23 protein-coding genes are annotated in these 21676 nt (G+C 68.3%); 9 read left to right on the forward strand and 14 right to left on the reverse strand.

The window, feature by feature from the left end; genetic code table 11:
* Nucleotides 1–4 precede the first annotated feature (4 nt).
* The 5 genes from HALNA_RS10675 to HALNA_RS10695 are packed head-to-tail and all read right to left on the reverse strand — an operon-like array spanning nucleotide 5 to nucleotide 2691.
* Complete coding sequence (locus tag HALNA_RS10675) at nucleotides 5–556, reverse strand: hypothetical protein (RefSeq protein WP_049936362.1); 552 nt, start codon at nucleotides 554–556, stop codon at nucleotides 5–7.
* 25 nt (nucleotides 557–581) lie between these two features.
* Nucleotides 582–866 carry a hypothetical protein gene (locus HALNA_RS10680; protein WP_049936363.1) on the reverse strand — a complete coding sequence of 95 codons (285 nt, stop codon included), beginning with the start codon at nucleotides 864–866 and terminating at the stop codon, nucleotides 582–584.
* A gap of 2 nt (nucleotides 867–868) precedes the next feature.
* Complete coding sequence (locus HALNA_RS10685) at nucleotides 869–1948, reverse strand: radical SAM protein (protein WP_049936364.1); 1080 nt, start codon at nucleotides 1946–1948, stop codon at nucleotides 869–871.
* Nucleotide 1949: 1 nt separating this feature from the next.
* A complete protein-coding gene (locus tag HALNA_RS10690) occupies nucleotides 1950–2222 on the reverse strand; it encodes a CGCGG family putative rSAM-modified RiPP protein (RefSeq protein WP_049936365.1) in 273 nt (90 codons plus the stop codon).
* Between the two features lie 52 nt (nucleotides 2223–2274).
* Nucleotides 2275–2691, reverse strand: coding sequence for an SRPBCC family protein (locus tag HALNA_RS10695; RefSeq protein WP_049936366.1), 417 nt, complete (start codon nucleotides 2689–2691; stop codon nucleotides 2275–2277).
* 89 nt (nucleotides 2692–2780) lie between these two features.
* Between HALNA_RS10695 and HALNA_RS10700 the strand changes: the two genes are divergently transcribed.
* The 3 genes from HALNA_RS10700 to HALNA_RS10710 all read left to right on the forward strand — a co-directional run bounded on the left by HALNA_RS10700 (nucleotide 2781) and on the right by HALNA_RS10710 (nucleotide 4060).
* Nucleotides 2781–3044, forward strand: a complete 264-nt coding sequence (locus HALNA_RS10700; protein ID WP_049938035.1) for a DUF2249 domain-containing protein — start codon at nucleotides 2781–2783, stop codon at nucleotides 3042–3044.
* Between the two features lie 204 nt (nucleotides 3045–3248).
* Complete coding sequence (locus tag HALNA_RS10705; RefSeq protein ID WP_049936367.1) at nucleotides 3249–3437, forward strand: methytransferase partner Trm112; 189 nt, start codon at nucleotides 3249–3251, stop codon at nucleotides 3435–3437.
* 41 nt (nucleotides 3438–3478) lie between these two features.
* Complete coding sequence (locus tag HALNA_RS10710) at nucleotides 3479–4060, forward strand: DUF7524 family protein (protein WP_049936368.1); 582 nt, start codon at nucleotides 3479–3481, stop codon at nucleotides 4058–4060.
* A 71-nt stretch (nucleotides 4061–4131) separates the two neighbouring features.
* Here HALNA_RS10710 and HALNA_RS10715 read toward each other — a convergent pair whose 3' ends face one another.
* Genes HALNA_RS10715 through proC form a run of 3 tightly spaced genes read right to left on the reverse strand, consistent with a single transcriptional unit; the run spans nucleotide 4132 to nucleotide 7070 of the window.
* A complete protein-coding gene (locus tag HALNA_RS10715; protein ID WP_049936369.1) occupies nucleotides 4132–5463 on the reverse strand; it encodes a glutamate-5-semialdehyde dehydrogenase in 1332 nt (443 codons plus the stop codon).
* Nucleotides 5456–6301, reverse strand: a complete 846-nt coding sequence (proB, locus tag HALNA_RS10720; RefSeq protein WP_049936370.1) for a glutamate 5-kinase — start codon at nucleotides 6299–6301, stop codon at nucleotides 5456–5458. The genes HALNA_RS10715 and proB overlap by 8 nt, the downstream gene beginning before the upstream one ends.
* Nucleotides 6294–7070, reverse strand: coding sequence for a pyrroline-5-carboxylate reductase (gene proC, locus HALNA_RS10725; protein ID WP_049936371.1), 777 nt, complete (start codon nucleotides 7068–7070; stop codon nucleotides 6294–6296). The genes proB and proC overlap by 8 nt, the downstream gene beginning before the upstream one ends.
* A 391-nt stretch (nucleotides 7071–7461) precedes the next feature.
* Here proC and cysS point away from each other — a divergent pair, with 391 nt between their 5' ends.
* Nucleotides 7462–8943, forward strand: a complete 1482-nt coding sequence (gene cysS / locus HALNA_RS10735; RefSeq protein WP_049936373.1) for a cysteine--tRNA ligase — start codon at nucleotides 7462–7464, stop codon at nucleotides 8941–8943.
* 3 nt (nucleotides 8944–8946) lie between these two features.
* Here cysS and HALNA_RS10740 read toward each other — a convergent pair whose 3' ends face one another.
* Nucleotides 8947–10044, reverse strand: a complete 1098-nt coding sequence (locus tag HALNA_RS10740; protein ID WP_049936374.1) for an L-dopachrome tautomerase-related protein — start codon at nucleotides 10042–10044, stop codon at nucleotides 8947–8949.
* Nucleotides 10045–11146: 1102 nt separating this feature from the next.
* Complete coding sequence (locus HALNA_RS10745) at nucleotides 11147–11431, reverse strand: DUF357 domain-containing protein (RefSeq protein WP_049936375.1); 285 nt, start codon at nucleotides 11429–11431, stop codon at nucleotides 11147–11149.
* A gap of 90 nt (nucleotides 11432–11521) precedes the next feature.
* Here HALNA_RS10745 and HALNA_RS10750 point away from each other — a divergent pair, with 90 nt between their 5' ends.
* Nucleotides 11522–12598 (forward strand): NAD(P)/FAD-dependent oxidoreductase, encoded by a 1077-nt coding sequence (locus HALNA_RS10750; protein WP_049936376.1) that lies wholly within the window; start codon nucleotides 11522–11524, stop codon nucleotides 12596–12598.
* 40 nt (nucleotides 12599–12638) lie between these two features.
* The gene (locus tag HALNA_RS10755) at nucleotides 12639–12923 is read left to right on the forward strand and encodes a DUF7545 family protein (RefSeq protein WP_049936377.1); all 285 of its coding nucleotides are present in this window, start codon (nucleotides 12639–12641) and stop codon (nucleotides 12921–12923) included.
* Here the strand turns inward: HALNA_RS10755 and HALNA_RS10760 are convergent.
* Entirely contained in the window at nucleotides 12920–13732 is an 813-nt protein-coding gene (locus HALNA_RS10760) for a ZIP family metal transporter (RefSeq protein ID WP_049936378.1), read from the reverse strand. The genes HALNA_RS10755 and HALNA_RS10760 overlap by 4 nt on opposite strands.
* Nucleotides 13733–13884: 152 nt before the next feature.
* Here HALNA_RS10760 and HALNA_RS10765 point away from each other — a divergent pair, with 152 nt between their 5' ends.
* Nucleotides 13885–15975 (forward strand): acetate--CoA ligase family protein, encoded by a 2091-nt coding sequence (locus tag HALNA_RS10765; protein ID WP_049936379.1) that lies wholly within the window; start codon nucleotides 13885–13887, stop codon nucleotides 15973–15975.
* Nucleotides 15972–17039 (forward strand): phosphotransacetylase family protein, encoded by a 1068-nt coding sequence (locus HALNA_RS10770; protein ID WP_049936380.1) that lies wholly within the window; start codon nucleotides 15972–15974, stop codon nucleotides 17037–17039. Before HALNA_RS10765 ends, HALNA_RS10770 begins: the two co-directional genes overlap by 4 nt.
* Here the strand turns inward: HALNA_RS10770 and HALNA_RS10775 are convergent.
* On the reverse strand, nucleotides 17036–18133 hold the full coding sequence (locus tag HALNA_RS10775; RefSeq protein ID WP_049936381.1) for an aminopeptidase P family protein: 1098 nt from the start codon (nucleotides 18131–18133) through the stop codon (nucleotides 17036–17038). The two genes, HALNA_RS10770 and HALNA_RS10775, sit on opposite strands and share 4 nt — an antisense overlap.
* Nucleotides 18134–18227: 94 nt before the next feature.
* On the opposite strand from HALNA_RS10775, the gene HALNA_RS10780 reads away from it, so the two are divergent.
* On the forward strand, nucleotides 18228–19379 hold the full coding sequence (locus HALNA_RS10780; protein ID WP_049936382.1) for a DUF7544 domain-containing protein: 1152 nt from the start codon (nucleotides 18228–18230) through the stop codon (nucleotides 19377–19379).
* On the opposite strand, the gene HALNA_RS10785 is transcribed toward HALNA_RS10780, so the two are convergent.
* Both HALNA_RS10785 and HALNA_RS10790 read right to left on the reverse strand, forming a co-directional pair.
* Nucleotides 19331–20131, reverse strand: coding sequence for a CBS pair associated ParBc domain-containing protein (locus HALNA_RS10785; RefSeq protein WP_049936383.1), 801 nt, complete (start codon nucleotides 20129–20131; stop codon nucleotides 19331–19333). The genes HALNA_RS10780 and HALNA_RS10785 overlap by 49 nt on opposite strands.
* 41 nt (nucleotides 20132–20172) lie before the next feature.
* Nucleotides 20173–21639: a DHH family phosphoesterase gene (locus tag HALNA_RS10790; RefSeq protein ID WP_049936384.1), complete on the reverse strand. Its 1467-nt coding sequence runs from the start codon at nucleotides 21637–21639 to the stop codon at nucleotides 20173–20175.
* Between the last annotated feature and the right edge of the window lie 37 nt (nucleotides 21640–21676).

Genomic DNA, 21676 nt, shown 5'->3' on the forward strand with positions numbered 1-21676 from the left:
GCGGTCAGAACGGCGTCGTCGCGCCGTCGTGTGGCGTCCGATCGGACTCGTCGGCCGTGGGGAGTTCGCCCGCGTCACGATACGACGCCTCGAGCGCCGCGAGTCGGTCGTTGATCCGCTCGCTTCCCCCGTGCATCGGCGCGACCCGGACGCGAACGGGGTCGAACTCGTGGGCTGGCCCAACGTCGTCGGCGTTCCACGCCCGGAACGACGCCGTCGCCAGCGTGTCGCTCTGCGGGCAGAACTCGGTTGTCGGCGTGAACTCCGCGCGGAGGACTGTCGGGTCCTCGGCGTCGACCGCGTACCGATAGCCCGCGTCCGTATGCCGGCTGTCGAGGTTCAGCCGCGCCAGGTTGTAGCCGAACGTCGCGTCGTAGACGGTGCGTGCCTCGAATCGCTCGCGGGTCAGGCGGTGGAACGCGGCGTGGTCACGCCCCGTCAGCACCCGGTGGCCGTCGAGGAACGGTCCGGGCGCCGGCAGGTGTGCTGGGACGAACGCGTCGTAGCCGTCGAAATCCTCGTCGCCGCTCGACCAGGGCCGGGGAACGATGGGCATGGACGACGGTACGGTCGCGGTCCCCCTACCCTCCGTCCCGAACGTGTTCGGGGTCGAACAGCCGGGCGACCGCCCGCGGGTCCTCGTCGGCCGCGTCCCGTGCTGGCGCGAAGACGCCGGCGGCGATGCGGCCGGCCATGCGTTCGACGGTCCGTCGCTGTGCCGGCGTCAACCCGTCCAGTTGGGCCAGCGCGGTCCGCAGTTCCCGCTCCGCGACGACACGCTCGCAGTCGCGGAGGCGGCGGGCGAGGGGCGCCTCGGCCGCCGCATCGTCGTCGCCGTCGGCTTCGCGTGACAGCTGTGTTGCCACGGTCAGTCCCCCGCGGCCGGAAGCGGTCCCTCGTACCCCTCGGGCACGTACGCACACAGCGGGTCGCTCGCCAGCGGGTCGCCGGTCGTGGCGTACGCCCGCGACCGACTGCCGCCACAGACGCCACGGTACTCGCAGGCGCCACATTTCCCGCGCAGGGCGTCGGGGTCGCGGAGGTCGGTGAACAGCGTCGACTCGCGGTAGCTGTCGATCAGGCCCCGGTCGCGGACGTTGCCGGCCGACTCGGGAAGGAAGCCGGAGGGGAACACCTCGCCGACGTGGCCGACGAACGCGAACCCGTCCCCGGCGGTGATACCCGTCCGCCGACCGATGGCGTCGGCGGCGGCCGCCCCACCCTCGTGGCGTCGCTGGAGCGCGACCCGCCGGTAGTGGGGGGCCTCCGTCGTCTTGACGCCGAACTCCTCGTCGACCGCCACGTCGGCCAGCCACGCCATCACGTCCTCCGCTCGCTCCGGGCCGATGGCGTCGAGTACCGCCCCGCGGCCGACGGGGACGAGGAAGAACACGGACCAGAGGATCGCACCGAGTTCGGCGACTAGCTCCCTGATCGCCGGGAGTTCGTCGACCGTCTCGGCGCAGACGGTGGTGTTGATCTGGAGGGGCAGGCCGGCGTCGCGGGCCGCCTCGGCCGCCCGAATCGTCGACTCGAAGCTGCCCGGTTCGCCCCGGAACTCGTCGTGGGCGGCCCGCGATCCGCCGTCGACGCTCAACGCGAGGCGGCGCGCGCCGGCGTCGGCGACGGCGGCGACCCGGTCCGGCGTGAGCGACGCCGTCCCGCTCGGCGTGAGCGTCATCAGGAGGCCCCGGTCGGCGCCGTACTCGATCAACTCGACCGTGTCGTCGCGGGCCAGGGGGTCGCCGCCCGAGAGCACGACCAGTTGGTTCTCGCCGAACCGTTGCGCCTCGTCCAGTAGCGCCATCCCCTCCGCGGTCGTGAGTTCGTCGGGATGGCGTTCGGGCTGGGCGTCGGCACGGCAGTGCTTGCACGTCAGTTCACACGCCCGTGTGAGCTCCCACACGAGGACGAACGGCCGCCGGTCGGTGTCGACGTTCGCGTGCATCTCAGACGTGGACGCGGGTGACGTGTCCGCCACAGCCACACCGATCGACGTACTCCAGCGTCGCGTCCGCGAACCGCTCGCGGAGCACGCCGTACAGGTACGTCTCGGGATGGCCGTGATCGCCGTGGGTCACGAGGTTGACGTGTGTCCCGGCGGCCGTCCGCTCGACCGCCGCGATCGCCTCCTCGACCACCAGTTCCCTGCTGGCCGCGTGGTCCGGACCTTCGAGATTTGCGGACCACGAGGTGTCGTGGGTCTCCTCGGAGTGGCTCATGGAAGCGAGTTGTCGACGGCCCACCCAGAGACTGTCCCCGAACACGTTCGGGCTAGCCGAGGGTGGTTTCCAGGTGGTCGAACTGCGCGTCGAGTTCCTTCGTCCGCTGACGGCGGATGATCGTCGCGTCCATCAGGTCGCCGACGAGCGCCACGTCGAGCGCGAAGTCGGTCGTCGCCTCGACGCGCGTTCGCCCGGCATCGACTGCCTCGACGCCGTAGACCGTCCGCATCGACTCGAAGATGCCCGCCCGTTGCTCGTAAGCGAGGACGGCGTCCGGGGCGTCGACACGTTCCAGGTCGAGTTCGATCGTGGCGATGCCGACCCGGTTGCCGATGTGGATGTCGTCGCCGTCGACGGTCACCTCGTCGAAGCCCGCGGCGCGCATGAACGGCTCAAGGTCCGTTATCGCGTCGCGTACGGCCGCCGCCGGGGCGTCTATCGTCCGCATGACGGTGACGGTCTGCATACGTATATCACCCGGTGCGGATGTAAAGAAGCCCCGTGCCGAACGCGTTCGGGACAACGCTCTCCGTGCCCGGCGACCGAGACTCGGGTATGTCGGGTGTCGATACACTCCTGGCCGAGACGGACGCCCCGTCGACCACGGTCCACGAGCGACTGGACGTGCGCGACCTGCCGCCACCGGAGCCGCTGCAACTGACCCTGGAGACGCTCGCGGACCTCGACGACGACGCCGTGGTCGTGCAGGTTAACGACCGCGTCCCGCAACACCTGTTCCCGCAACTCGACGACCGCGGGTTCGGGTACGAAGTCATCGACGACGGCGACCCCGTGGTGACCGCCATCTGGCGTGTGTGAGATATCGTAGCGTTTGGAACTGTTTGCACACCTGATCGCACGCAGTCCTGCGAGTAGGTGTGCTCCGACTTATACGGATTAGTGTAACTGTTTACCGGTGGGTCACCAGAACGGGTCGGCCACCCACCGGCAACGGGTGACCGTAACCACTACCACGGCGCGGTATCCGTGGCTTTTTATCGACCGCACACCACCTGCCGGGTAATGAAGGAATCCCTGATGGAGATCCTCTGTGATCCACTCGACAAGAGCGATCTGGAACTCGAAGTGGACGAGCGCGACGGCGAGGAGATCATCGAGGGTCGGCTCGTCGGCACCGTCACGGGCGAGGTGTACCCCATCGAGGACGGCATCCCGAACCTGCTCCCGCCGGATATGCGGGACGACGAGTAGCGGCCTGAAGTTTTTTCCTCCCCGGGTGCGACCCTCGGGCTGTGACTCCGGTGTTGCTCGTCGAGTTGAACCGTGGGCAGCTTCACGACATCGAAGCGCCGGCCGAGTTCGCCACGTCGGAGCCGTTCTCCGTCGAACTCCGCAACCACGGCGAAGCCGTCCACGTCCACGTTCGCGCTGACGAGTCCCTGTCGGCGGCCGCACGCATCGAGACGGACGGAAACCTCTTCGTCGAACGCGAGACGACCCAGTCCGTCCCGGTCGGCGTCGGCCCCGTCGACGGACCCGTCACCGGCACCCTCGAAGTCGCCACGGGCTACGGCTCCGAGACGCGGAGCGTTCAGGTGACGATCGAACCCGACCCCGGGGGTAACGCCGTCGACGTCGACGAGACGCTCGCCAACCCACAGCGTCCCGATCCGGAGCCGGAGACGCCCTCGCTCGCCGAGCGACTCGCGGGTGTCCTCCCCGGCCGACGCGTCGTGCCCGTCCTCGTCCTCGGCGTCGTCGCTATCGCCGTCGCCGCCGCCGTCGCGAACGCCGTCCGCAGCCCCGCGGTGCTCGTCGGCGCCGGCATCGTCGTCGGGGCGGTGCTCGTCGCCATCGTCGCCCTCTTTCGCTGATCGTCGGCGCCGACGAGCGCCCGCGCGACCCACGGACGCCGCCACCCGGACTCGCCGAAAAGGGGCTGCTGTTACTCCCCGGCCAGGTGGCCGGGAACCCACTCACCGTCGAACTCCTCGTGGAGGTAGGGCTTGGCGTTCTCGCCGGCGTAGGTGGCCACCAGTTGCCCGTCGCCTTCGAGGTAGTATTTGTATGTGGTGAGGCCGTCGAGGCCGACGGGACCGCGGGCGTGAATCTTGCCCGTGCTGATGCCGACTTCGGCGCCGAGGCCGTAGCGGTAGCCATCCGCGAAGCGCGTCGACGCGTTGTGGAAGACGCTCGCGGCGTCGATGCTCCGCATGAACGTGGCCGCGCGGTCGGCGTCCTCGGTCAGGATCGACTCGGTGTGTTTCGAGCCGTGGGCGTTGACGTGGTCGACCGCCTCGTCGAGGGAGTCGACGACCGTGATCGAGAGTTCGAGGTCGCCGTACTCAGTCTCCCAGTCCGCGTCGGTCGCGGGGTCGATATCGACCACCTCGCGGGTCGCCGCGTCGCCACGGAGGGTGACGCCCGCGTCCTCGTAGCGGGCGACCATGTCGGGCAGAAAGTCGGCGGCGACCGACTCGTGGACCAGCAGGGTCTCGACGGCGTTACAGACTGCCGGGTACTGCACCTTGGCGTCGAAGGCCACGTCCTCGGCCATCGGCAGGTCCGCGTCGCGGTCGACGAAGACGTGACAGACACCTTCGGTGTGGCCGAGGACGGGAATCTTGGTGTTGTCCTGGATGTAGCTCACGAACTCCGAACTCCCGCGGGGCATGAGGAGGTCGATGGCGTCGTCCATACCGAGCATGGTGTTTACGTCCTCGCGGGCCTCGATGAGCCGGGCCCAGCCGTCGGGTATCCCTCCCGTCGCCTCGCGGATGACCTCGTAGAGGACGCGGTTTGAGTGGCTGGCCTCGCTCCCACCTTTCAGAATGACGGCGTTGCCGGACTTCAGGCTCAAGGCAGCGATCTGAACCAGGGCGTCCGGCCGCGACTCGAAGACGGTGCCGATGACGCCGATGGGGACGCCCACCTTGTAGAGTTCGAGGCCGTCGTCGAGGCGGCGGGCCGAGAGCGTCCGCCCCAGGGGGTCCTCCTGCTCGGCGACGCTCCGGACCATCTCCGCGATGTCGTCGAGTTTCGACGACGAGAGCTTCAGGCGGTCGACGAGCGCCTGGCTGTACTCGCCGGCCGCGAGCAGCTTCTCGCCTTCCGTCACGTCCTTCTCGTTCGCTTCGAGGATGCGGTCCTCGTTCGCTCCGAGGGCGTCGGCGACGGCGTGGAGCGCGGCGCTTCGTTCCTCGTCATCCAGTTTCGCCAACTCCAGCGCGGCGGTCTGTGCCTCGGCGACCTTCCGTTCGGTAGCTTGCTCAGTCATCGATGACCCCGTTCACGGGGACGAATAGCGTCCCCACGGATTTGCCAGTAGCGATTCGTTCCAGTACGTCCGGCTCGGCCGACCCGGCGATGATCGCCGGGATGCCGTGTTCGCTCGCGTCGCGTGCGCCCTGTACCTTCGTCAGGATGCCGCCGAATCCGACGCCGTCGCTCGATCCGCCGGCGACGAGTTCCTGCACCTCGCCGTAGTTGCGCCCGACGGCTTCGATGCGCCGGGCCGACGGCTCCCGCTTGGGGTTGTCGGTGTAGACGCCGTCCACGTCGGTGAGCGTCACCAGCAGGTCCACGTCGACGCCGATGGCGACCGACGAGGAGAGCATGTCGTTGTCGCCGATCCGAATCTCCTCGGTCGCGACGGCGTCGTTCTCGTTGATGATGGGGACGACGCCCCACTCTAGCAGCGTCTCGACCGTGTTGCGGAAGTTGGTGAACCGCTCGGGATTGCCCAAGTCGTGATCGGTCAGCAGGATCTGGGCGACCGTCCGCCCGTACCGCTCGAAGCTCTCCGTGTAGCGCCGCATGAGGTGGCTCTGTCCCACGGTCGAAAGCGCCTGTGACTCCTCGACGGTCTCGTGGGGGTAGCCCACCCGACCCTTGCCGGCGCCGATGGCGCCCGAGGAGACGAGCAACACCTCTTTGCCACGCGAGAGGAGGGCCTCCACGTCGTCGACGAGTTTGTCGAGTTTGTCATCGTCGAGGTTTGAGTCGTCGTCGGTCAGGGAGTTGGTGCCGGCCTTGACGACGACCCGCTCCGCGTCGGCCGCGAGCCGTCGGGCGCGCTCGATCTCCTCGGGCGTGACTGCTTCGCTCTCACTCATCGTCGAAGTCGCCGCCGAGTTCGCGGGAGCGCTCGGCGGCGGCGCCCAGCGTCGCTTCCAGTACCGACTCCACGTCACTGTCCCAGAGGACGTTCATCCCCTCGATGGTCGTGCCGCCCTCCGAACAGACCGCGTCGATCAGGTCCTCGATCGACTCGTCGGACTGGATGACGGTTTCGGCGGCACCTTTGAACGTCTGGGCGGCGAGTGTCGACGCTGCGTCCGGGTCGAGCCCCTCCGCGATCGCTGCCGTCCGCATCGAACCGATGAGGTAGTAGACAAAAGCCGGCCCGCTCCCGTTCAGCGCCGTCGCCACGTCCATCTGGCTCTCCTCGATTTCGACGAACTCGCCGAGGTCGTCGAGGAGGTCGCGCACGTCGTCGTCGACGGCGTCCCACGAGACGGCCGCGGCCATCTCGCCCAGTTCGGCGGCGAGGTTGGGCATGATCCGAATCACGGTGGCGTCGGTGTGTGACTGGACGTACGACCGTGGAACGCCCGCGGCGATGGTGACGAGCGTCGCGTCGGCCGGCAAGTCGAGATCGGAGAGCACCGCGGCGATAGCCTTCGGCTTGACCGCGACGAACACCACGTCCGCGTCGGCAGCCGTCGCGATGTCGGTCGTCGTCTCGTTGCAGTACGGTTCGACCGCTTCGAGGGCGCTCGTGTCCAGATCACACGCGGTCAGCCTGTGGGTGCCGGTCCGGGAGAGCCCCCTGACGATGGCGCTTCCCATGTGGCCGCACCCGATGACGCTAACGTCGGTCATTCGTACACCCAATAGACGGGGACCCCGATATACGGGTGTTGATTCCCCGCTGGTCCTGCCGGCTATCGCTCGCTCGACCGCCCGAAGGATGCTCTGTCGACACGTACGGGCGGTATGGCATCGGAATCCAGCGCCACCGAGACGCCCATCACGGTCACCGGCCGGAGCGAGGGACCGAATCGTTCGGTTGCTGGACGGTCGTAGTCGATGACGACGAAGCGTCCGCGGGGACCTGACTCGCGACGGGCCGCAGTCGTCGCGTTCGGAGCCAGACCGGGCGGACGCATAACTGTACTCCGAACGACTATTCTGTAAGATAAATAACTATAATTCGCGGGCTAGCCTGCAAGCGTTTCTACAGATATTAATGCCTCGACGCGGAAGCACGCCTATGACGCTGTCCGTGACCAACACGCTGACGGGCGAGCGAGAGGCGTTCGAGCCGGGTGGCGAGGAAGTCCTGTTGTACGTCTGTGGGCTGACGGTCTCGGACGACGCTCACCTCGGCCACGCGCGGGTGTGGACCCACGCCGACGTGATGCACCGGTGGCTCGACCACTGCGGCTACGACGTGCGCCACGTCGAGAACTTCACCGACGTGAACGAGAAGATCGTCGCCCGCGTCGGCGAGGACGACCTCGGCGACGCCGAACTCGACGTGGCGGAGGGCTTCATCGCCTCGGTCCTCGCCGACATGCGCGGCCTGAATCTGAAGCGGGCGGCGGTCTACCCCCGCGTCTCGGAACACGTCCCCGAAATCGTCGACCTCGTCGGGACGCTGCTCGACCGCGGCTACGCCTACGAGGCGAACGGCTCCGTCTACTTCGACGTGACCGAGTTCGAGGACTACGGCAAACTCTCGAATCAGAACCTCGACGAGATGGAGTCCCAGGGCGACCCGGACGAGCGATCCGAGAAGCGCCACCCCGCGGACTTCGCTCTCTGGAAGGCAGACGGCGTCTCGCCGTCGGACGTGGTCGAACACCGCAAGGACGACCGGCCGCTGAGCGACCATCCCCCGTCCGGCGAGACGTGGGACTCGCCGTGGGGCGAGGGCCGGCCCGGCTGGCACATCGAGTGCTCCGCGATGAGCACGACTCACCTGGGCGATACCATCGACATCCACGTCGGAGGTCACGACCTGATCTTCCCTCACCACGAGAACGAAATCGCCCAGAGCGAGGCGGCAACAGGGGAGAAATTCGCCCGCTACTGGCTCCACACCGGCCTCCTCGAAACCGCCGGCGAGAAGATGAGCTCCAGTCTCGGGAACTACTTCTACGTCGCCGACGCTCTGGAGGAGTTCGGCCCGAACGTCATCCGGACGTTCTACTGCTCGACCAACTACGGATCGAAACAGACCTACAGCGAGGCGGCGATGGCGGAAGCCGAGGAACGCTGGGAGCGACTCGACCGCGCGTGCGAGGCGGCCGTCGACGCCTGCGACGGCGTCGCCGCCCGCACCAAAGTCGAGGACGACGACCTGCGGACGGCGGTCGAGGAGGCACGCGAGGGCTTCACCGCGGCGATGAACGACGACTTCGGGGTGCGCGAGGCGACGGCCGCTCTGCTGGAACTCGCGACGGCGGTCAACCGCCACGTCGACGGGCGCGACGAGTACGACTACGTCGGCCTCCGGCGCGCAGTCGAGACGTTCGAGGAGTTCGGCGAGGGCGTCCTCGGCCTCGACTTCGGCGGCGGTGCGGGCGGCGAAGCCCACCTCGCCGACGACCTGATCGAACTCGTCCTCGACGTGCGCGAGGCCGAACGCGAGGCGGGCAACTACGACCGGGCCGACCAACTCCGTGACGACCTGGAAGCCATCGGCGTCACCGTCGAGGACGGGGACGACGGGCCGACGTATCGGTACTGACGCCTACCGCCCAACCGTCACGGGCGCCAGGCTCTCGAACCGGAACAGCTCGAACGGGTGGTACGACTCCTCGGTCCCCCGATTGAACGGCGGCGCGCGGTGCAGTTGGGTGACCGTGAAGTAGACGTTTCCGTCCGGGCCACAGCAGAAGCCGTCGGGCCAGAGGAACTTCTCGTCGTCGCGGGCGAGTACCTCGTACTCGCCCGATGGGCGGGTAACGCCGATGGCGTTGTTCGTCATGTCCGTAACGTAGACGTTTCCCGCGGTGTCGACGGTGATGCCGTCACAGACTTCCTTGTCGCCGTAGCGTTCGATGCAGTCGTCGAGTTCGGCGTCGGAGAGCGACCCGTCCAGCAGGTCCGCGGCGCGGATTCGGTAGACGCTCTCGGTCGTGATGCCGCAGTAGTAGACCCACTCGAAGGCGGGGTCGATTGTGATGCCGTCTAGGCCGGCGCTGATGGGTTCGTACTCGCCCTCGGCGTTCTCCTGTACCACCGGCTCACCCTCGATGATCGGCGTCACGCCGTCCTCGGGCAGGACGCTCGGGTGGTCCTCGATCACCCGACGGGTTCGTCCCGTATCCAGATCCAGGGCGACGAGGCCGGGTGCTCCCGGATCGCTCGGCTCGTCGCTCAACCCCAAGTCCGCGATGTAGACCGCGTTGCGCACTGCGTCGTACGCGAAATCCTGCATAAACGAGAGGTCGGTCGTCGCGTGGGCCGGGACGTGGTCGACGCGGGCGAGCCGATCGGTCGTCGTATCCCACGAGACGAGTTTCGGGAGGTGCCCCTCGGCGACGTTGCCGATGTCGAGGATGCGGACGGTCCCGTCGGGGTCGGCACGCAGGCCGATGAGGGTGTGGATGCCGACGCCGTCGTCGCCGGGGGGCGTGCTCCACGCCTCGTTCGGGAACGGGCGCACCTCGCCGTCGTCGACGTATTCGACGACGCGGTACGCCGGTTCGTCCCCGTAGGGAAACGGGTGGTTGCTGACGAGGAGTCGCCCGTCGGGGGTCATGGCGGGGTTACCCGCGCGGGTGTCGAACCGGGCGTAGGGCTCGGGGTCGACTTCGGTGCCGCCGTCGGCACAGTGCCGTGTCATGGTACGCATTTCACCGCCGATGTATATATACGGACCGTCGATCCGCCTGCGCCAACAGCTTCTTTACCAGGTGACGACGAGTGAACGACGTGCCTCGGAGAAGCCCCGCTGTGATTGCGGTTGCCTCTCTCCTCGTCGTCGCCGGATGTGGCGGTATGGGGGGCGAAAACGCTACCCCGACGCCGGATGCTCCAGCGGTGGAGCCGACGAGAAGTTCCGCCGATGTCCCCAACGAAACCCTCACCGACGCCGAATTTCCGGACGGGTTCTCACGGTCGGCGGTCGACATTTCGGCGGCTCGCAGGCTCTCGATTAGCTATCTCCGAACGGAACCAGTGTCGGGGGTCGCGCTCGAGCGATTCCGTCCCGGAGCGTACGTCGACTACCGGTACGAAGCGAGCGCGACACGGACTCGGTTCCGCCTTGATGTCCACAACGGATACGCCGATGTCACGCAGCGCGATGTCTACGTCGAATCGGGCGTTCGATACAGCCGTAACGGCCGGAACGGACGAACCTCGTTCGAGGCGACGAACGGTTCGGTCGACGAAACCCGATTCCGTGCGGCCAATTCGATGTGGGCAGTGGTCTCCAGGATCATCACGATCGGTGAGTTTCGGGCGACACAAATCACCGAACACAACGGCGAACGGCGTATTCGGTACACCATCACCGGCGTCGCCGTCGTGAACGCAACCGACGTTCGGGGACATCTAACCGTGAATACCGACGGGATCGTCCGTGAAGCACAACTCCTGTACAACCAGGGTGGCGAGCCCAAGCGGTTCCAGTACCGCGTTGTGTCCCGTTCGGGTGGTAACGTCACGCCACCAGCGTGGCTTCCCGCTGCTCGGACGGACGATCCAGACAGTCAGCCGGGGAGGGCGGCTGCTCGTCGGGAACGCGTGCTCGAACGAACGAGCACAAGTACGTCGGTCTCCCGTCGGGCACCTCGGGCGGTCACGCGCCTGACGCCGCGTACGACCGCGGCGGCCGAGAGCCGACGGCCGCCGATCACGGACTCACCTCGGGATCGACGACGTGGTCGAGTACGATCCGACACCGGCACACGGGCGCGCCGTCTTCCGGACGGGAACGTCGCCTACACGGTAAACAGGTCCGTGTCCTCGGGGACGGCAAAGAGGCCCATCCGAACGCCGGCGTCGAGCCACCCGTAGCCGTAGGAGAAGGCGGCCAGGGCGTTCACCGGGTCGTCGCTGGCACGGAAGTGGCGGCCGTCGTCGAGATACGACTCGGACATCTCCCGGCACTCCGCGGCCGCGGTGCCGAGGGGCGTGTCCGCGGGCGGGCGGGTCTCCGCCTCGTCGAGGGCGTTCGCGAGCATCCGCTCGTAGCGGTCGGTCTTCTCCAGGAGGTCGGCGGGCATGGGCGGCGGTGGGTGGGGGGAGGACAAGAAGGTGGGGGTGGGCGACCCGGAGGGCGCAAGCTAAATGCGTCCCACCGCCTTACGACGTGTATGAGCGAGAGCGACGGCGCCGACCATCGGCGTCTCATCATCGCAGGGAGCGGGATAGCGGGACTGTCGGCCGCCATCTACGCCGGCCGGTCGAACAACGATCCGCTGGTGTTCGAGGGCGACGAACCCGGCGGGCAGTTGACGCTGACGACCGACGTGGAGAACTACCCCGGCTTCCCCGAGGGGATCAGCGGGCCGGAACTGGTCACCAACATGAAAGACCAGGCCCGCAAGTTCGGCGCCGAAATCGAGAACGGTGTCATCGAGTCCGTCGACGTCGAGGAGTCGTCGGGACCGGGCCGGACCTTCCACGTCACGCTGACGAGTGGTGTGGAGTATACGGCCGACGCGTTCATCGCCGCCTCGGGCGCCAGCGCCCGCACGCTCGGTATCCCCGGCGAGGACGACCTCATGGGCTACGGGCTGTCGACGTGTGCGACCTGTGACGGCGCCTTCTTCCGAGACGAGAAAATCGTCGTGATCGGCGGCGGTGACGCCGCCTGCGAGGAGGCGGTCTTTCTTACCAAGTTCGCCTCGACCGTCTATCTCGTTCACCGACGCGACGAGTTCCGCGCCGAGGACTACTGGATCGACCGCGTGATGGAGAAAGTCGACGAGGGTGAGATCGAACTCGAACTGAACACGGAGGTGACGGAGCTTCACGGCACGCCCGAGGAGGGCGTCGACCACGTGACGATGGTCCACAACCCCGAAGGCCATCCGACGGACAAACTCGACGACCCCGAAACAGAGGAGTTCGACTTCGACGCCGGCGCCGTCTTCTATGCCATCGGCCACACTCCGAACACGGCGTATCTGGAGGGGCTGGACGTGGAGATGGACGACGAGGGGTATCTGGAGACCGCCGGCGGCGACGGCGGCGGGCAGACGAAGACGGGCGTCCCCGGCCTCTTCGGCGCGGGCGACGTGGTCGACTACCACTACCAGCAGGCCATCACCGCGGGCGGCATGGGCTGTAAGGCCGCCATCGACGCCGACGGCTACCTGGAGGATCTGGAACGGGAGCGCGCGGCGGCCGAGAGCGGGGAACCCGCGGCGGCCGAGAGCGACGACTGACTTCCCACACGCCCTTATATCGGGCGCCCCCAGTAGCGGCATGGTCGAAACCGAGACGTACACCATCGATGGCCCGGACGGCGACAGCGACGAACTCGAACTCCCGGTCGGTCTGGTCGACGCCCTCGCCGAACAGGGCGAGGACCCGACGACCGTCGTCGCCGAAATCGCGCTGCTCTCTTTCGTCCAGCGCTCACACGCCATCGTCCACCACGCCGAGGGCGAGGTGCCCGGCGACCTCCGCGAGATCAACGAGAAAGCCGAGGAACTGTTCGAGGAGCGCTTCGGCATGACCTTCGGCGAGGCGACGGGTCACAGTCACTAAACGAACAGGAGCGGGAGCATCGCCAGTACGCCGGCGGCGACGCCCGCGGCGAGTTCGCGTCTCCCCCCACCCGGCAACTCCTCGCCGATGTCGAGGGCTTCGGGTATGAACTCCGTCACGACGAGATATATCATCGCGCCGGCGGCGAAGCCGAACCCGGCGGGGAGGAAGTCGCGGGCGACACGGACGAAGAGGAACGCGATGACCGCGCCGAGAGGCTGTGGGAGACTGGAGAAGACGGCCCACCAGACCATCTTCCACTCCGAGACGCCGAGCGTCCGGAGCGGAATCGAGATGGCGACCCCCTCGGGGACGTTGTGGATGGAGATGGCGATGGTCATGAAGACGGCGAGCAGTGGGACGGCGAAGCCGAACAGGCCGACGGTCGTGCCGGCGGCCGCCCGCAGGCCGAGGTCGGCGAAGGCGACGCCGACGGCGACGCCCTCGGGGAAACTGTGGACGGTGAGGACCCCGAGGATCAGCAGTAGCTTCCGGAAGTCGGCTTCCTCGTACTGCTTCGGGCTCAGCTCGTACCCCTCGATGACCTCGTGTGCGACGACGACGAGGACCACGCCCGCGACGAGGCCGGGCACGATCGCGAGCGGCGAGTCGGCCGCCGACAGCCCCTCGAACACCAGGCCGAAGACGGACGCCGACAGCATGATGCCCGAGGCGAGTCCCCACAACGCCACGTTCCAGCGGTCGCTCACGTCGTCGACGAGGAAAAACGGAATCGCACCCAGGCCAGTCGCTAGCGCGGTGATCAGCCCGGCGAGAAAGACGAAGGCGACGTTTTCAAGCAGCGCCATCGGTCGATTCGAGGGTGGCGAGGAGGTTAAGTATTATCATATCTTCGATACTTTTGGTCGGCCTAATCCGTGCCGTGTGGAGTCGGCGGTCCGTCAGATTCGGGGGGAACCGCCCACGGAGTTTATGCGGCGGCCGGTGGTAGCCGGGGGTGATGGGCACACTCTCCGCGCTGTTTACCCCCGAACGGGTGGCCGTCGTCGGGGCGACGGAGCGTCAGGGATCGGTCGGCCGCGCGCTCGTCGAGAACCTCACGGCCGACTTCGACGGGACGGTCGTGCCGGTGAATCCGAACTACGAGTCGGTCCGTGGCCTCGACTGCGTCGACAGCGTGAGCGAGGCCGACGCCGACCTCGTCGTGGTGGCCGTCCCGGCGCCGATCGCCGTCGACGTGGTGCGCGAGGCGGGTGCAACCGGGGTCACAAACGTCGTCGTCGTCACCGCGGGGTTCGGCGAGACGGGCGGCGAGGGTGTCGACCGTGAGCGCGAACTCGAAGCCGCGGCGGCGGAGTACGACCTGAACCTCGTCGGGCCGAACTGTCTCGGGATCATCAGCACGCCGGTCGGGTTGAACGCCACGTTCGCCCCCCGGTCGGCGCCGCCGGGCTCCATCTCCTTTCTGAGCCAGTCGGGCGCGTTCGTCACCGCCGTCCTCGACTGGGCGGCCGATCAGGGAGTCGGGTTCAAGGACGTGGTGTCGCTCGGCAACAAGGCCGTCCTCGACGAGACCGACTTCGTGGCGAACTGGGGCGACGACGAGGACACCGACGTGATCGTCGGCTACCTAGAGAGCATCGAGGACGGGCGCCGGTTCGTCGAGACGGCCCGCGAGGTGACCCGCGAGACGCCGGTGGTCGTCGTGAAGTCGGGGCGGACCGAAGCGGGCGCGCAGGCGGCGTCCTCCCACACCGGTGCGATGGCGGGGCGGGACCGCGCCTACGCGGCCGGCCTCCGCGAGGCGGGAGTCGTCCGCGCCGACTCCGTTCAGGACCTCTTCGACGCCGCGCGCGCCCTCGCCGGCCAGCCGGTTCCGGAGACCAACGGGGTCGCGGTCGTCACCAACGCCGGCGGGCCGGGCGTGATGGCGACCGACGCCGTCGGCGATGGCCCCCTCTCGCTCGCCGACTTCGGCTCGACGACCGTCGACGCCCTCCGCGACCGCCTGCCCGAGGGCGCGAACGTCTACAACCCCGTCGACGTCATCGGCGACGCCGACAACGACCGCCTCCGCGACGCCGTCGATATCGCCCTCGCCGACGGCGCCGTGGGCTCGGCCGTCGTCCTCGCCGCCCCCACCGCGACGATCGATTTCGACCGGCTCGCCGCCGACGTGGTCGACCTCCAGGCCACCCACGGCCTCCCCGTGACGACGTGTCTGATGGGCGAGGAACGCACCCGTGGGGCGGCGGACGTGCTCTCCGAGGCGGGGATTCCCACCTACTTCGACCCCGCGCGGGCGGTCGGGAGTCTCGCCACGCTCGAACGCTATCGGGCGATCCGTGAGCGCGACCGACCCGACCCGACGGCGTACGACGTGGACCGCGAGGCGGCCAACGGGGTGCTCGACCGGGCGCGGGACCGCAACACGACACGACTCGGCGTCGAGGCGATGCCCCTCCTCGACGCCTACGGGATTCCGACGCCCGCGGGCGAGGTGGCCGACTCCCCGACCGACGCACTGGCGGTGGCCGAACGCATCGGCGACCCCGTCGTCATGAAGATCGTCAGCCCGGATATCCTCCACAAATCCGACATCGGCGGTGTGAAGGTCGGCATCCGCCACGAGGAGGTGTACGACGCCTACGAGGATCTGATCGCCCGCGCACGCAACTACCAGCCCGACGCGACGATCCTCGGCGTCCAAGTGCAGGAGCGGGTCGATATGGACGCCAGCATCGAGACCATCGTGGGCGCGAACCGCGACCCGCAGTTCGGCCCACTCGTCCTCTTCGGCCTCGGGGGTATCTTCGTCGAGGTGATGGAGGACACCGCCGTCCGCCTCGCGCCCGTCGCCGAGACGGAGGCGCGGGCGATGACCGAGGAGATTCAGGCGTCGCCGCTGCTGTCCGGGGCGCGCGGCCGCGACCCCGTGGACCGGGGAGCGGTCGCCGAGACGCTCGGGCGCCTCTCACAGCTCGTGACGGACTTCCCGTCGATCCTCGAACTCGACGTGAACCCGCTGGTCGTCCGGCCGGACGGCGTCGAGGCCGTCGACCTCCGACTCACCATCGAACCCGAATCATGAACACCCTACTCGTCACCGCGACCGGAGAGAGCACAGGCAAGACGGCCATCGCCATCGCCTTGGCCCGCGACGCACAGGAGCGAGGGCGGAGCGTCGGCTACATGAAACCCAAGGGGACCCGCCTCCAGAGCCACGTCGGCAAGACGCTCGACCGCGACCCGATGCTCGCGCGCGAACTCCTCGGCACCGACGACGAGATGCACGAGATGGAGCCCATCGTCTACTCGCCGACGTTCGTCCGCTCGGCGCTGGAGGGGCGGGAACGGCCCGCCGACCTCCGCGAGCGCGTTCGCGAGGGGTTCGACGCCGTGAGCGAGGGTCGGGACTTCGTCGCCGTCGAAGGTGGCGGCCGCCTCACCACCGGCGGGGTCGTCGACCTGACCGACGCCGACGTGGCCGACCTACTGGACGCCGACGTGGTCCTCGTCGCCGACTACGAGTCGCCGCCGGACGTGGACGAGACGCTCGCGGCCGCCCGCCAGCTCGGCCACCGCCTTCGCGGCGTCGTTTTCAATCGGGTGTCCGAAACCGCCTACGACGAAGTCGAGAGCATCGTCGTCCCGTTCCTCGAAAAGAGGGATATCCCCGTCGTGGGCATCCTCCCCCGTGACCCCAGTCTGGCGGGGGTCACCGTCGCCGAACTCGCCGATGAACTCGGCGTCGAGACGCTGACCGACGTCCCGACCGACGGCGTCGTCGAGCGGTTCCTCGTCGGCGCGATGAGCGGCGAGTCGGCGCTTCGCTTCTTCCGGCGGACGAAAGACGCCGCCGTCATCACCGGCGGCGACCGAACGGATATCCACACCGCCGCGCTCGAAGCGCCGGGCATCAACTGTCTGGTCATCACCGGCGGTCGGCGCCCACCGGGGACCGTCCTCGGGAAGGCGGCGGAAAAGGGCGTGCCCGTCCTGCTCACGGCGGCCGATACGCTCTCGACGCTCGAACGCGCCGAGGACGTGGTTCGGAGCGGGCGGACGCGCGACGAACACACCGTCGACGTGATGCGGTCGCTCCTGACCGATCACGCCGACGTGGACGCGCTGATCGGCGACGGCAACGACTAACCCCGCCACCGACGGTCGGTGTGGTTCAGCCGCTCGCACCCGCCGTCGTCGGTGACGACCACCAGATCCTCGATCCGCACGCCGAAGCGATCGGGCAGGTAGACGCCGGGTTCGACGCTGAAGACCATCCCCGGTTCGAGTTTCGTCTCGTTTCCGGCGACGATGTCGGGCGCCTCGTGGACGTCGAGGCCGACGCCGTGGCCCGTCCGGTGGACGAACCGGTCGCCGTAGCCCGCGTCCTCGATTACCTCGCGGGCGGCGCGATCAACCGATCCGGCGGTCACGCCGGATTCGACCGCCGCGATGGCCCGGGACTGCGCCTCGCGGACGACGTCGTGAACCCGCCGGAACTCCTCGCTTGGCTCCCCGTCGAAGACGACGGTCCGGGTCTGGTCGCTCGGATAGGCGTCGACCCGCGTTCCGAAATCGAGGACCACCGGCTCGCCGGCCCGAATCTCTCGCTCGCCGCTCGCGTGGTGCGGGTCGGCGCCGTTGGCCCCCGCGCCGACGATGGTCTCGAAGGCGACGCCCGTCCCACCGTTCGCTTCCAGACGCTCCTCGATGTACGCGGCGAGGTCGGCTTCGGTCGTCCCCACGGCGTCGGCGCCGAGGGCGCGCAGGTCCCGCATCGTCGCGTCGGCGGCCTCGGCCGCCGCCCGGAGCGCGTCGAGTTCCCGGCCGTCTTTCCGCCGGCGCAGGGGCGAGAGCACCTCGCTCGCGAGGCCGAAAGACGCGTCGGGGAGTCGCTCCCGGAGCGCGAGCGAGAACCGAACCCACATCCGGTCCGCGAGGAGGACACGGGACGGCGACAGGCTGTCGAGAAGCGGGTCGAGCGCCGGACCGGGACCGGTTTCGTCGTCCCACGTTCGCACGTCGTGGACCCACGTCGTCATCGAATCGGCTTCGAGCGTCGGGACGACGAACGTCGGGTCGCCGTCGACGGGAACGACGAGGAGTTGGAGGCGGTCGCTCGCCTCGGCGTCGACGCCGGTCAAGTAGTAACAGTCCCGACCGGGAGTGAGCGCGAGTGCGTCGGCACCGGCGGCGTCGAGGCGCGACTGGGCGCGCCGTGTCCGGCGTTCGAAGGTGGTCATGACCGGGTGTTCGGACCCGGGACTAAAATATCGCCACCCCGGTCGTCGAGACTGGTCATACATACTTTTGTCATGTCGGGCCGACGAACCTCGTATGCCCTCCCGCTGGTACGCCTTCGCCGCCCTCTCGGACGCCCGTGACGCGACCGAAGAGCTCCTCCGACCCATCGACCGCGGCCGGTGGCTTCGACTCGCCCTGATCGCCCTCTTCGTCGGCGTCGGCGGCGGCGTCCCGACCGGCGGGAGCAATGTCAACGTCCCGTCGGGCGGTGGTGGGGGCGGCGTCCCGTCGGACGTTCCCGCCCCGTCGATACCGGAGGTCGGCACGGCCGTCACGATCGTGGCCGGGATCGTCCTCCTGATCCTCCTGTTGGCGCTCGTCTGGAGCCTCGTCGGCGCCATCATGGAGTTCGTCCTGATCGTCGGCCTCCGCGACCGCGAGGTGTCGATCCGCGACCCGTTCGGCGCGAACGTCCGACCCGGCTTCCGGCTGTTCGGGTTCCGACTCGTCGTCGGTCTGGTGAGTCTGCTGGTGATCGGCCTGCCGCTTCTCGCGGTGTTCGGGTTCGGCATCGGCGTCTCGCCCGCCTTCCTCGTCCTCCTCGTCCCGCTGGTGATCGTGTTCGGCGTCGTCGCCCTCGTCGGGAGCGTCGTCCTCGGCCTGACGACGGACTTCGTGGTGCCGACGATGCTGGCCGAGGGCGTGGGCGTCCTCGACGGCTGGCGGCGCCTCTGGCCGACGCTCCGTGCCGAGTGGAAGCAGGTCGGACTCTACGTCGTCGCGAAGTTCGTCCTCGGTATCGCGGTGGGCCTCGCCGTCTCGCTGGTCGTCCTGCTGGCGGCGCTGATCGTCGCGATTCCGTTCGTCATCGTGGGCGCGCTCCTGTATTTCGCCGTCCACGCCGCCGGCGCCACCACCGTCGGACTGGTGATCGGCGGCGTCCTAGTCGCCCTGTTCGTTCTCGTGATGATCGTCGTCGGCCTGATCGTGCAGGTGCCGGCACTCACGTTCGTCCGCTACTACTCGCTGTCGGTGCTCGGTATGCTCGTGCCCGAACTCGATCTGGTCGGGGTCGACCGACCGGACGAGGGTGGTGACGGTGACGACACCGGATCGGAGGAGAACGGTGACGACGGAGACGACGGCGACGACACCGGATCGGAGGAAAACGGAGACGACGCCGTCCGAACGGGTACTTACCGGCCCTCTTCCTGGAGGCGCTCGGTCGTCTCGATGAGCGGGTGACGGGCGTAGTCGACGACTGAGATGTCGTCGATGGTTTCTAACCCCTCCTTCTCTGCGGTGCGTTGCATCCCGAGTTCGAGTTCCTCGGCGGCGTCGACGACGATGACGTAGGCGTCCATCTCCTCGATATCGAGGCGGTTGGCGGCCATGACACGATGGTGGCCGTCGGCCAGGAGGAGCGTTCCCGCGTTGTCGATGACGACCAGCGGTTCGGCCAGTCCGTGTTCGAGTTCGTAGCTCCGGCCCTGTAACTCGTCGGCGTACACCCGGGACTGGGTTGGCGTGAGCGCCGAGAGATCGACCTCCCGGCGCTCCTCCTCGACCTCGATTTCGTGGATCTCTTCGAGGGTGTGCATGAGTTTCCCCACCTTCTCGGGGGTCGCACGCTCGATCTGACTCCGGATCACGTCGGTGTTCGAGATGATCCCGACGAGGTTGCCCGCGTCGTCGACGACGGGGAGTTTCTGGATGCCGGAACGGAGGATCACCCGCGCGGCGTCGTTGATCTTCATCTCGGGGTGGGCGACCACGAGGTCGGTGGCCATCACGGTGAACACCCGTGCGTTTTCGTCGGCGGCCAGCAGATCCCGAGCGCTGATGAACCCCTCGACGTGCCGGCCGTCGGTCACCGGAAAGCCCGTGTGACCGTCGCTCTCGATAATACGACGTGACACCTCGGCGACGGTGTCGTCCGGCGACACCGTCGCCACGTCACGTGTCATGTAGTCTTCGACTGTCGCGTTCGCGGCCATTGACGGCCCGTACGACGCCGAGTCTCAAAAGGGTGGTCGTCCTACTCCTCGGCCAGTGGGAACTCGAACGCGATATCGGCCGCCGCGGGATCGCGCCGCGGCGCGCTCGGCGGGTCCGACAGCACCTCGAAAAGCCGCCCGGCGATCACGTCGTCGACGACGCTCGCCAGCGACTCGGTCGACGCTTCCTCGACCGACCCGAGGATGCCGAGCGGGATCTGTGCGCCCGCCATGTCGGCGTGACCGCCGGCGCTCCCGATGGAGCCGAGGGCGTCCCGCAACACCTCGCCGAGGTCCACGTCGGTGCCGCGCGCCCGGCCGGACACGTATATGGTCCCGTCCCTGAATCCGTGAACGACGGCGATACGGACCCCCTCCATATCGAGGAGTTTATCGGCCGCCTGGGCGAGGGCATCGCGGTCACGAATCCGGCCGACCCCGGTCGTGAGCACGTCGCCCCGTAGCCGGCGGTTGCGGATCGCCGCCGAGAGCGTCGCGAGCACATCCGGGCTCATGCTCGGCTCCTCGACGCGGTCGAGCACCGACTCGTCGACGTGTGGCAGGAGGAACGCGGCCGCCTCGAAGTCCGAATCGACCGCCTCGCGGGTGAAGTCCCGCGTGTCGATCCGGATGCCGTACAGGAGCGCAGTCGCGATGGTTCGGTCGGGCGTCACGCCGAGTCGATCCAGATACTCCGCGAGGAGCGTGCTGGTCGCACCCACGTCGCTTCGCAGGTCGACGTACCGTGCTTCGACGGGCGCCCGTGGCGGGTGGTGATCGATCACCACGTCCACCTCGGTCTCCGGATCGAGGCCGTCGTTCACGCCCGGCCGCGAGTGGTCGACGAGGGCGACGCCAGCGTACTCGTCGATTTCGTCGGGCGTCTCGAAGTTCCGAAGATCGATGTCGAGCAGGTTCACCAGTGCCCGGTTCTCCTGGTGTGAGATATCGCCGAAATAACAGGCGTCGGCGTCGATGCCGGCCGTCTCCACGACGCTCGCGAGCGCGAGCGCCGACGCGATGGCGTCGGGGTCGGGGTTGTCGTGCATCACGACCGCGAGCCGACCGTCGATGTCGCGGACGACGCTCAACAGCCGGCGGACGCGATCGGCCCCCTCGCCGGTCACCGCATCGAGAAACGTCTCGGCGACGAGCCCCCGCGAGTCGACGATCCGATCGGCCACGTCGGCGAGCGGGGCGGTCACGTCGGCCCCGCCCCCCCCGCCACAGGCGACGATCAGGGCGTCGGGAAACGTCTCGCGGGCCTGTCGCGCGGCGGCGAGATTGTGGTCGGCGTCCTCACCGAGCACCAGAACGATGTCGGTCGCGTCGGGGTACGTCGCCGGATCCGCCGGATCGCCCCGAACGACGCCGTCGGCGATGCCGTCGAGCGTTTCGACCCGAGCCTCGTCCGGAACGACGACTCTGAGTTCGCCGCCCCACGTCGAGACGACGCCGACGACGGTCTCACCGGTGCGGCCACACCCGAGAACGAGCCGCCTCACCATATCCGACCGTTACGCCCGCCACTCATAGTGTTTATTG

Source organism: Haloplanus natans DSM 17983, assembly GCF_000427685.1.
Classification (GTDB): domain Archaea; phylum Halobacteriota; class Halobacteria; order Halobacteriales; family Haloferacaceae; genus Haloplanus; species Haloplanus natans.

Bases quoted from the DNA above. Each gene is read 5' to 3' on its own strand.
- HALNA_RS10675 (WP_049936362.1), bottom strand. From the start codon at position 556: ATGCCCATCGTTCCCCGGCCCTGGTCGAGCGGCGACGAGGATTTCGAC.
- HALNA_RS10685 (WP_049936364.1), bottom strand. From the start codon at position 1,948: ATGCACGCGAACGTCGACACCGACCGGCGGCCGTTCGTCCTCGTGTGG.
- HALNA_RS10690 (WP_049936365.1), bottom strand. From the start codon at position 2,222: ATGAGCCACTCCGAGGAGACCCACGACACCTCGTGGTCCGCAAATCTC.
- HALNA_RS10695 (WP_049936366.1), bottom strand. From the start codon at position 2,691: ATGCAGACCGTCACCGTCATGCGGACGATAGACGCCCCGGCGGCGGCC.
- HALNA_RS10700 (WP_049938035.1), top strand. From the start codon at position 2,781: ATGTCGGGTGTCGATACACTCCTGGCCGAGACGGACGCCCCGTCGACC.
- HALNA_RS10705 (WP_049936367.1), top strand. From the start codon at position 3,249: ATGAAGGAATCCCTGATGGAGATCCTCTGTGATCCACTCGACAAGAGC.
- HALNA_RS10715 (WP_049936369.1), bottom strand. From the start codon at position 5,463: ATGACTGAGCAAGCTACCGAACGGAAGGTCGCCGAGGCACAGACCGCC.
- proB (WP_049936370.1), bottom strand. From the start codon at position 6,301: ATGAGTGAGAGCGAAGCAGTCACGCCCGAGGAGATCGAGCGCGCCCGA.
- proC (WP_049936371.1), bottom strand. From the start codon at position 7,070: ATGACCGACGTTAGCGTCATCGGGTGCGGCCACATGGGAAGCGCCATC.
- cysS (WP_049936373.1), top strand. From the start codon at position 7,462: ATGACGCTGTCCGTGACCAACACGCTGACGGGCGAGCGAGAGGCGTTC.
- HALNA_RS10740 (WP_049936374.1), bottom strand. From the start codon at position 10,044: ATGACACGGCACTGTGCCGACGGCGGCACCGAAGTCGACCCCGAGCCC.
- HALNA_RS10745 (WP_049936375.1), bottom strand. From the start codon at position 11,431: ATGCCCGCCGACCTCCTGGAGAAGACCGACCGCTACGAGCGGATGCTC.
- HALNA_RS10750 (WP_049936376.1), top strand. From the start codon at position 11,522: ATGAGCGAGAGCGACGGCGCCGACCATCGGCGTCTCATCATCGCAGGG.
- HALNA_RS10755 (WP_049936377.1), top strand. From the start codon at position 12,639: ATGGTCGAAACCGAGACGTACACCATCGATGGCCCGGACGGCGACAGC.
- HALNA_RS10760 (WP_049936378.1), bottom strand. From the start codon at position 13,732: ATGGCGCTGCTTGAAAACGTCGCCTTCGTCTTTCTCGCCGGGCTGATC.
- HALNA_RS10765 (WP_049936379.1), top strand. From the start codon at position 13,885: ATGGGCACACTCTCCGCGCTGTTTACCCCCGAACGGGTGGCCGTCGTC.
- HALNA_RS10770 (WP_049936380.1), top strand. From the start codon at position 15,972: ATGAACACCCTACTCGTCACCGCGACCGGAGAGAGCACAGGCAAGACG.
- HALNA_RS10775 (WP_049936381.1), bottom strand. From the start codon at position 18,133: ATGACCACCTTCGAACGCCGGACACGGCGCGCCCAGTCGCGCCTCGAC.
- HALNA_RS10780 (WP_049936382.1), top strand. From the start codon at position 18,228: ATGCCCTCCCGCTGGTACGCCTTCGCCGCCCTCTCGGACGCCCGTGAC.
- HALNA_RS10785 (WP_049936383.1), bottom strand. From the start codon at position 20,131: ATGGCCGCGAACGCGACAGTCGAAGACTACATGACACGTGACGTGGCG.
- HALNA_RS10790 (WP_049936384.1), bottom strand. From the start codon at position 21,639: ATGGTGAGGCGGCTCGTTCTCGGGTGTGGCCGCACCGGTGAGACCGTC.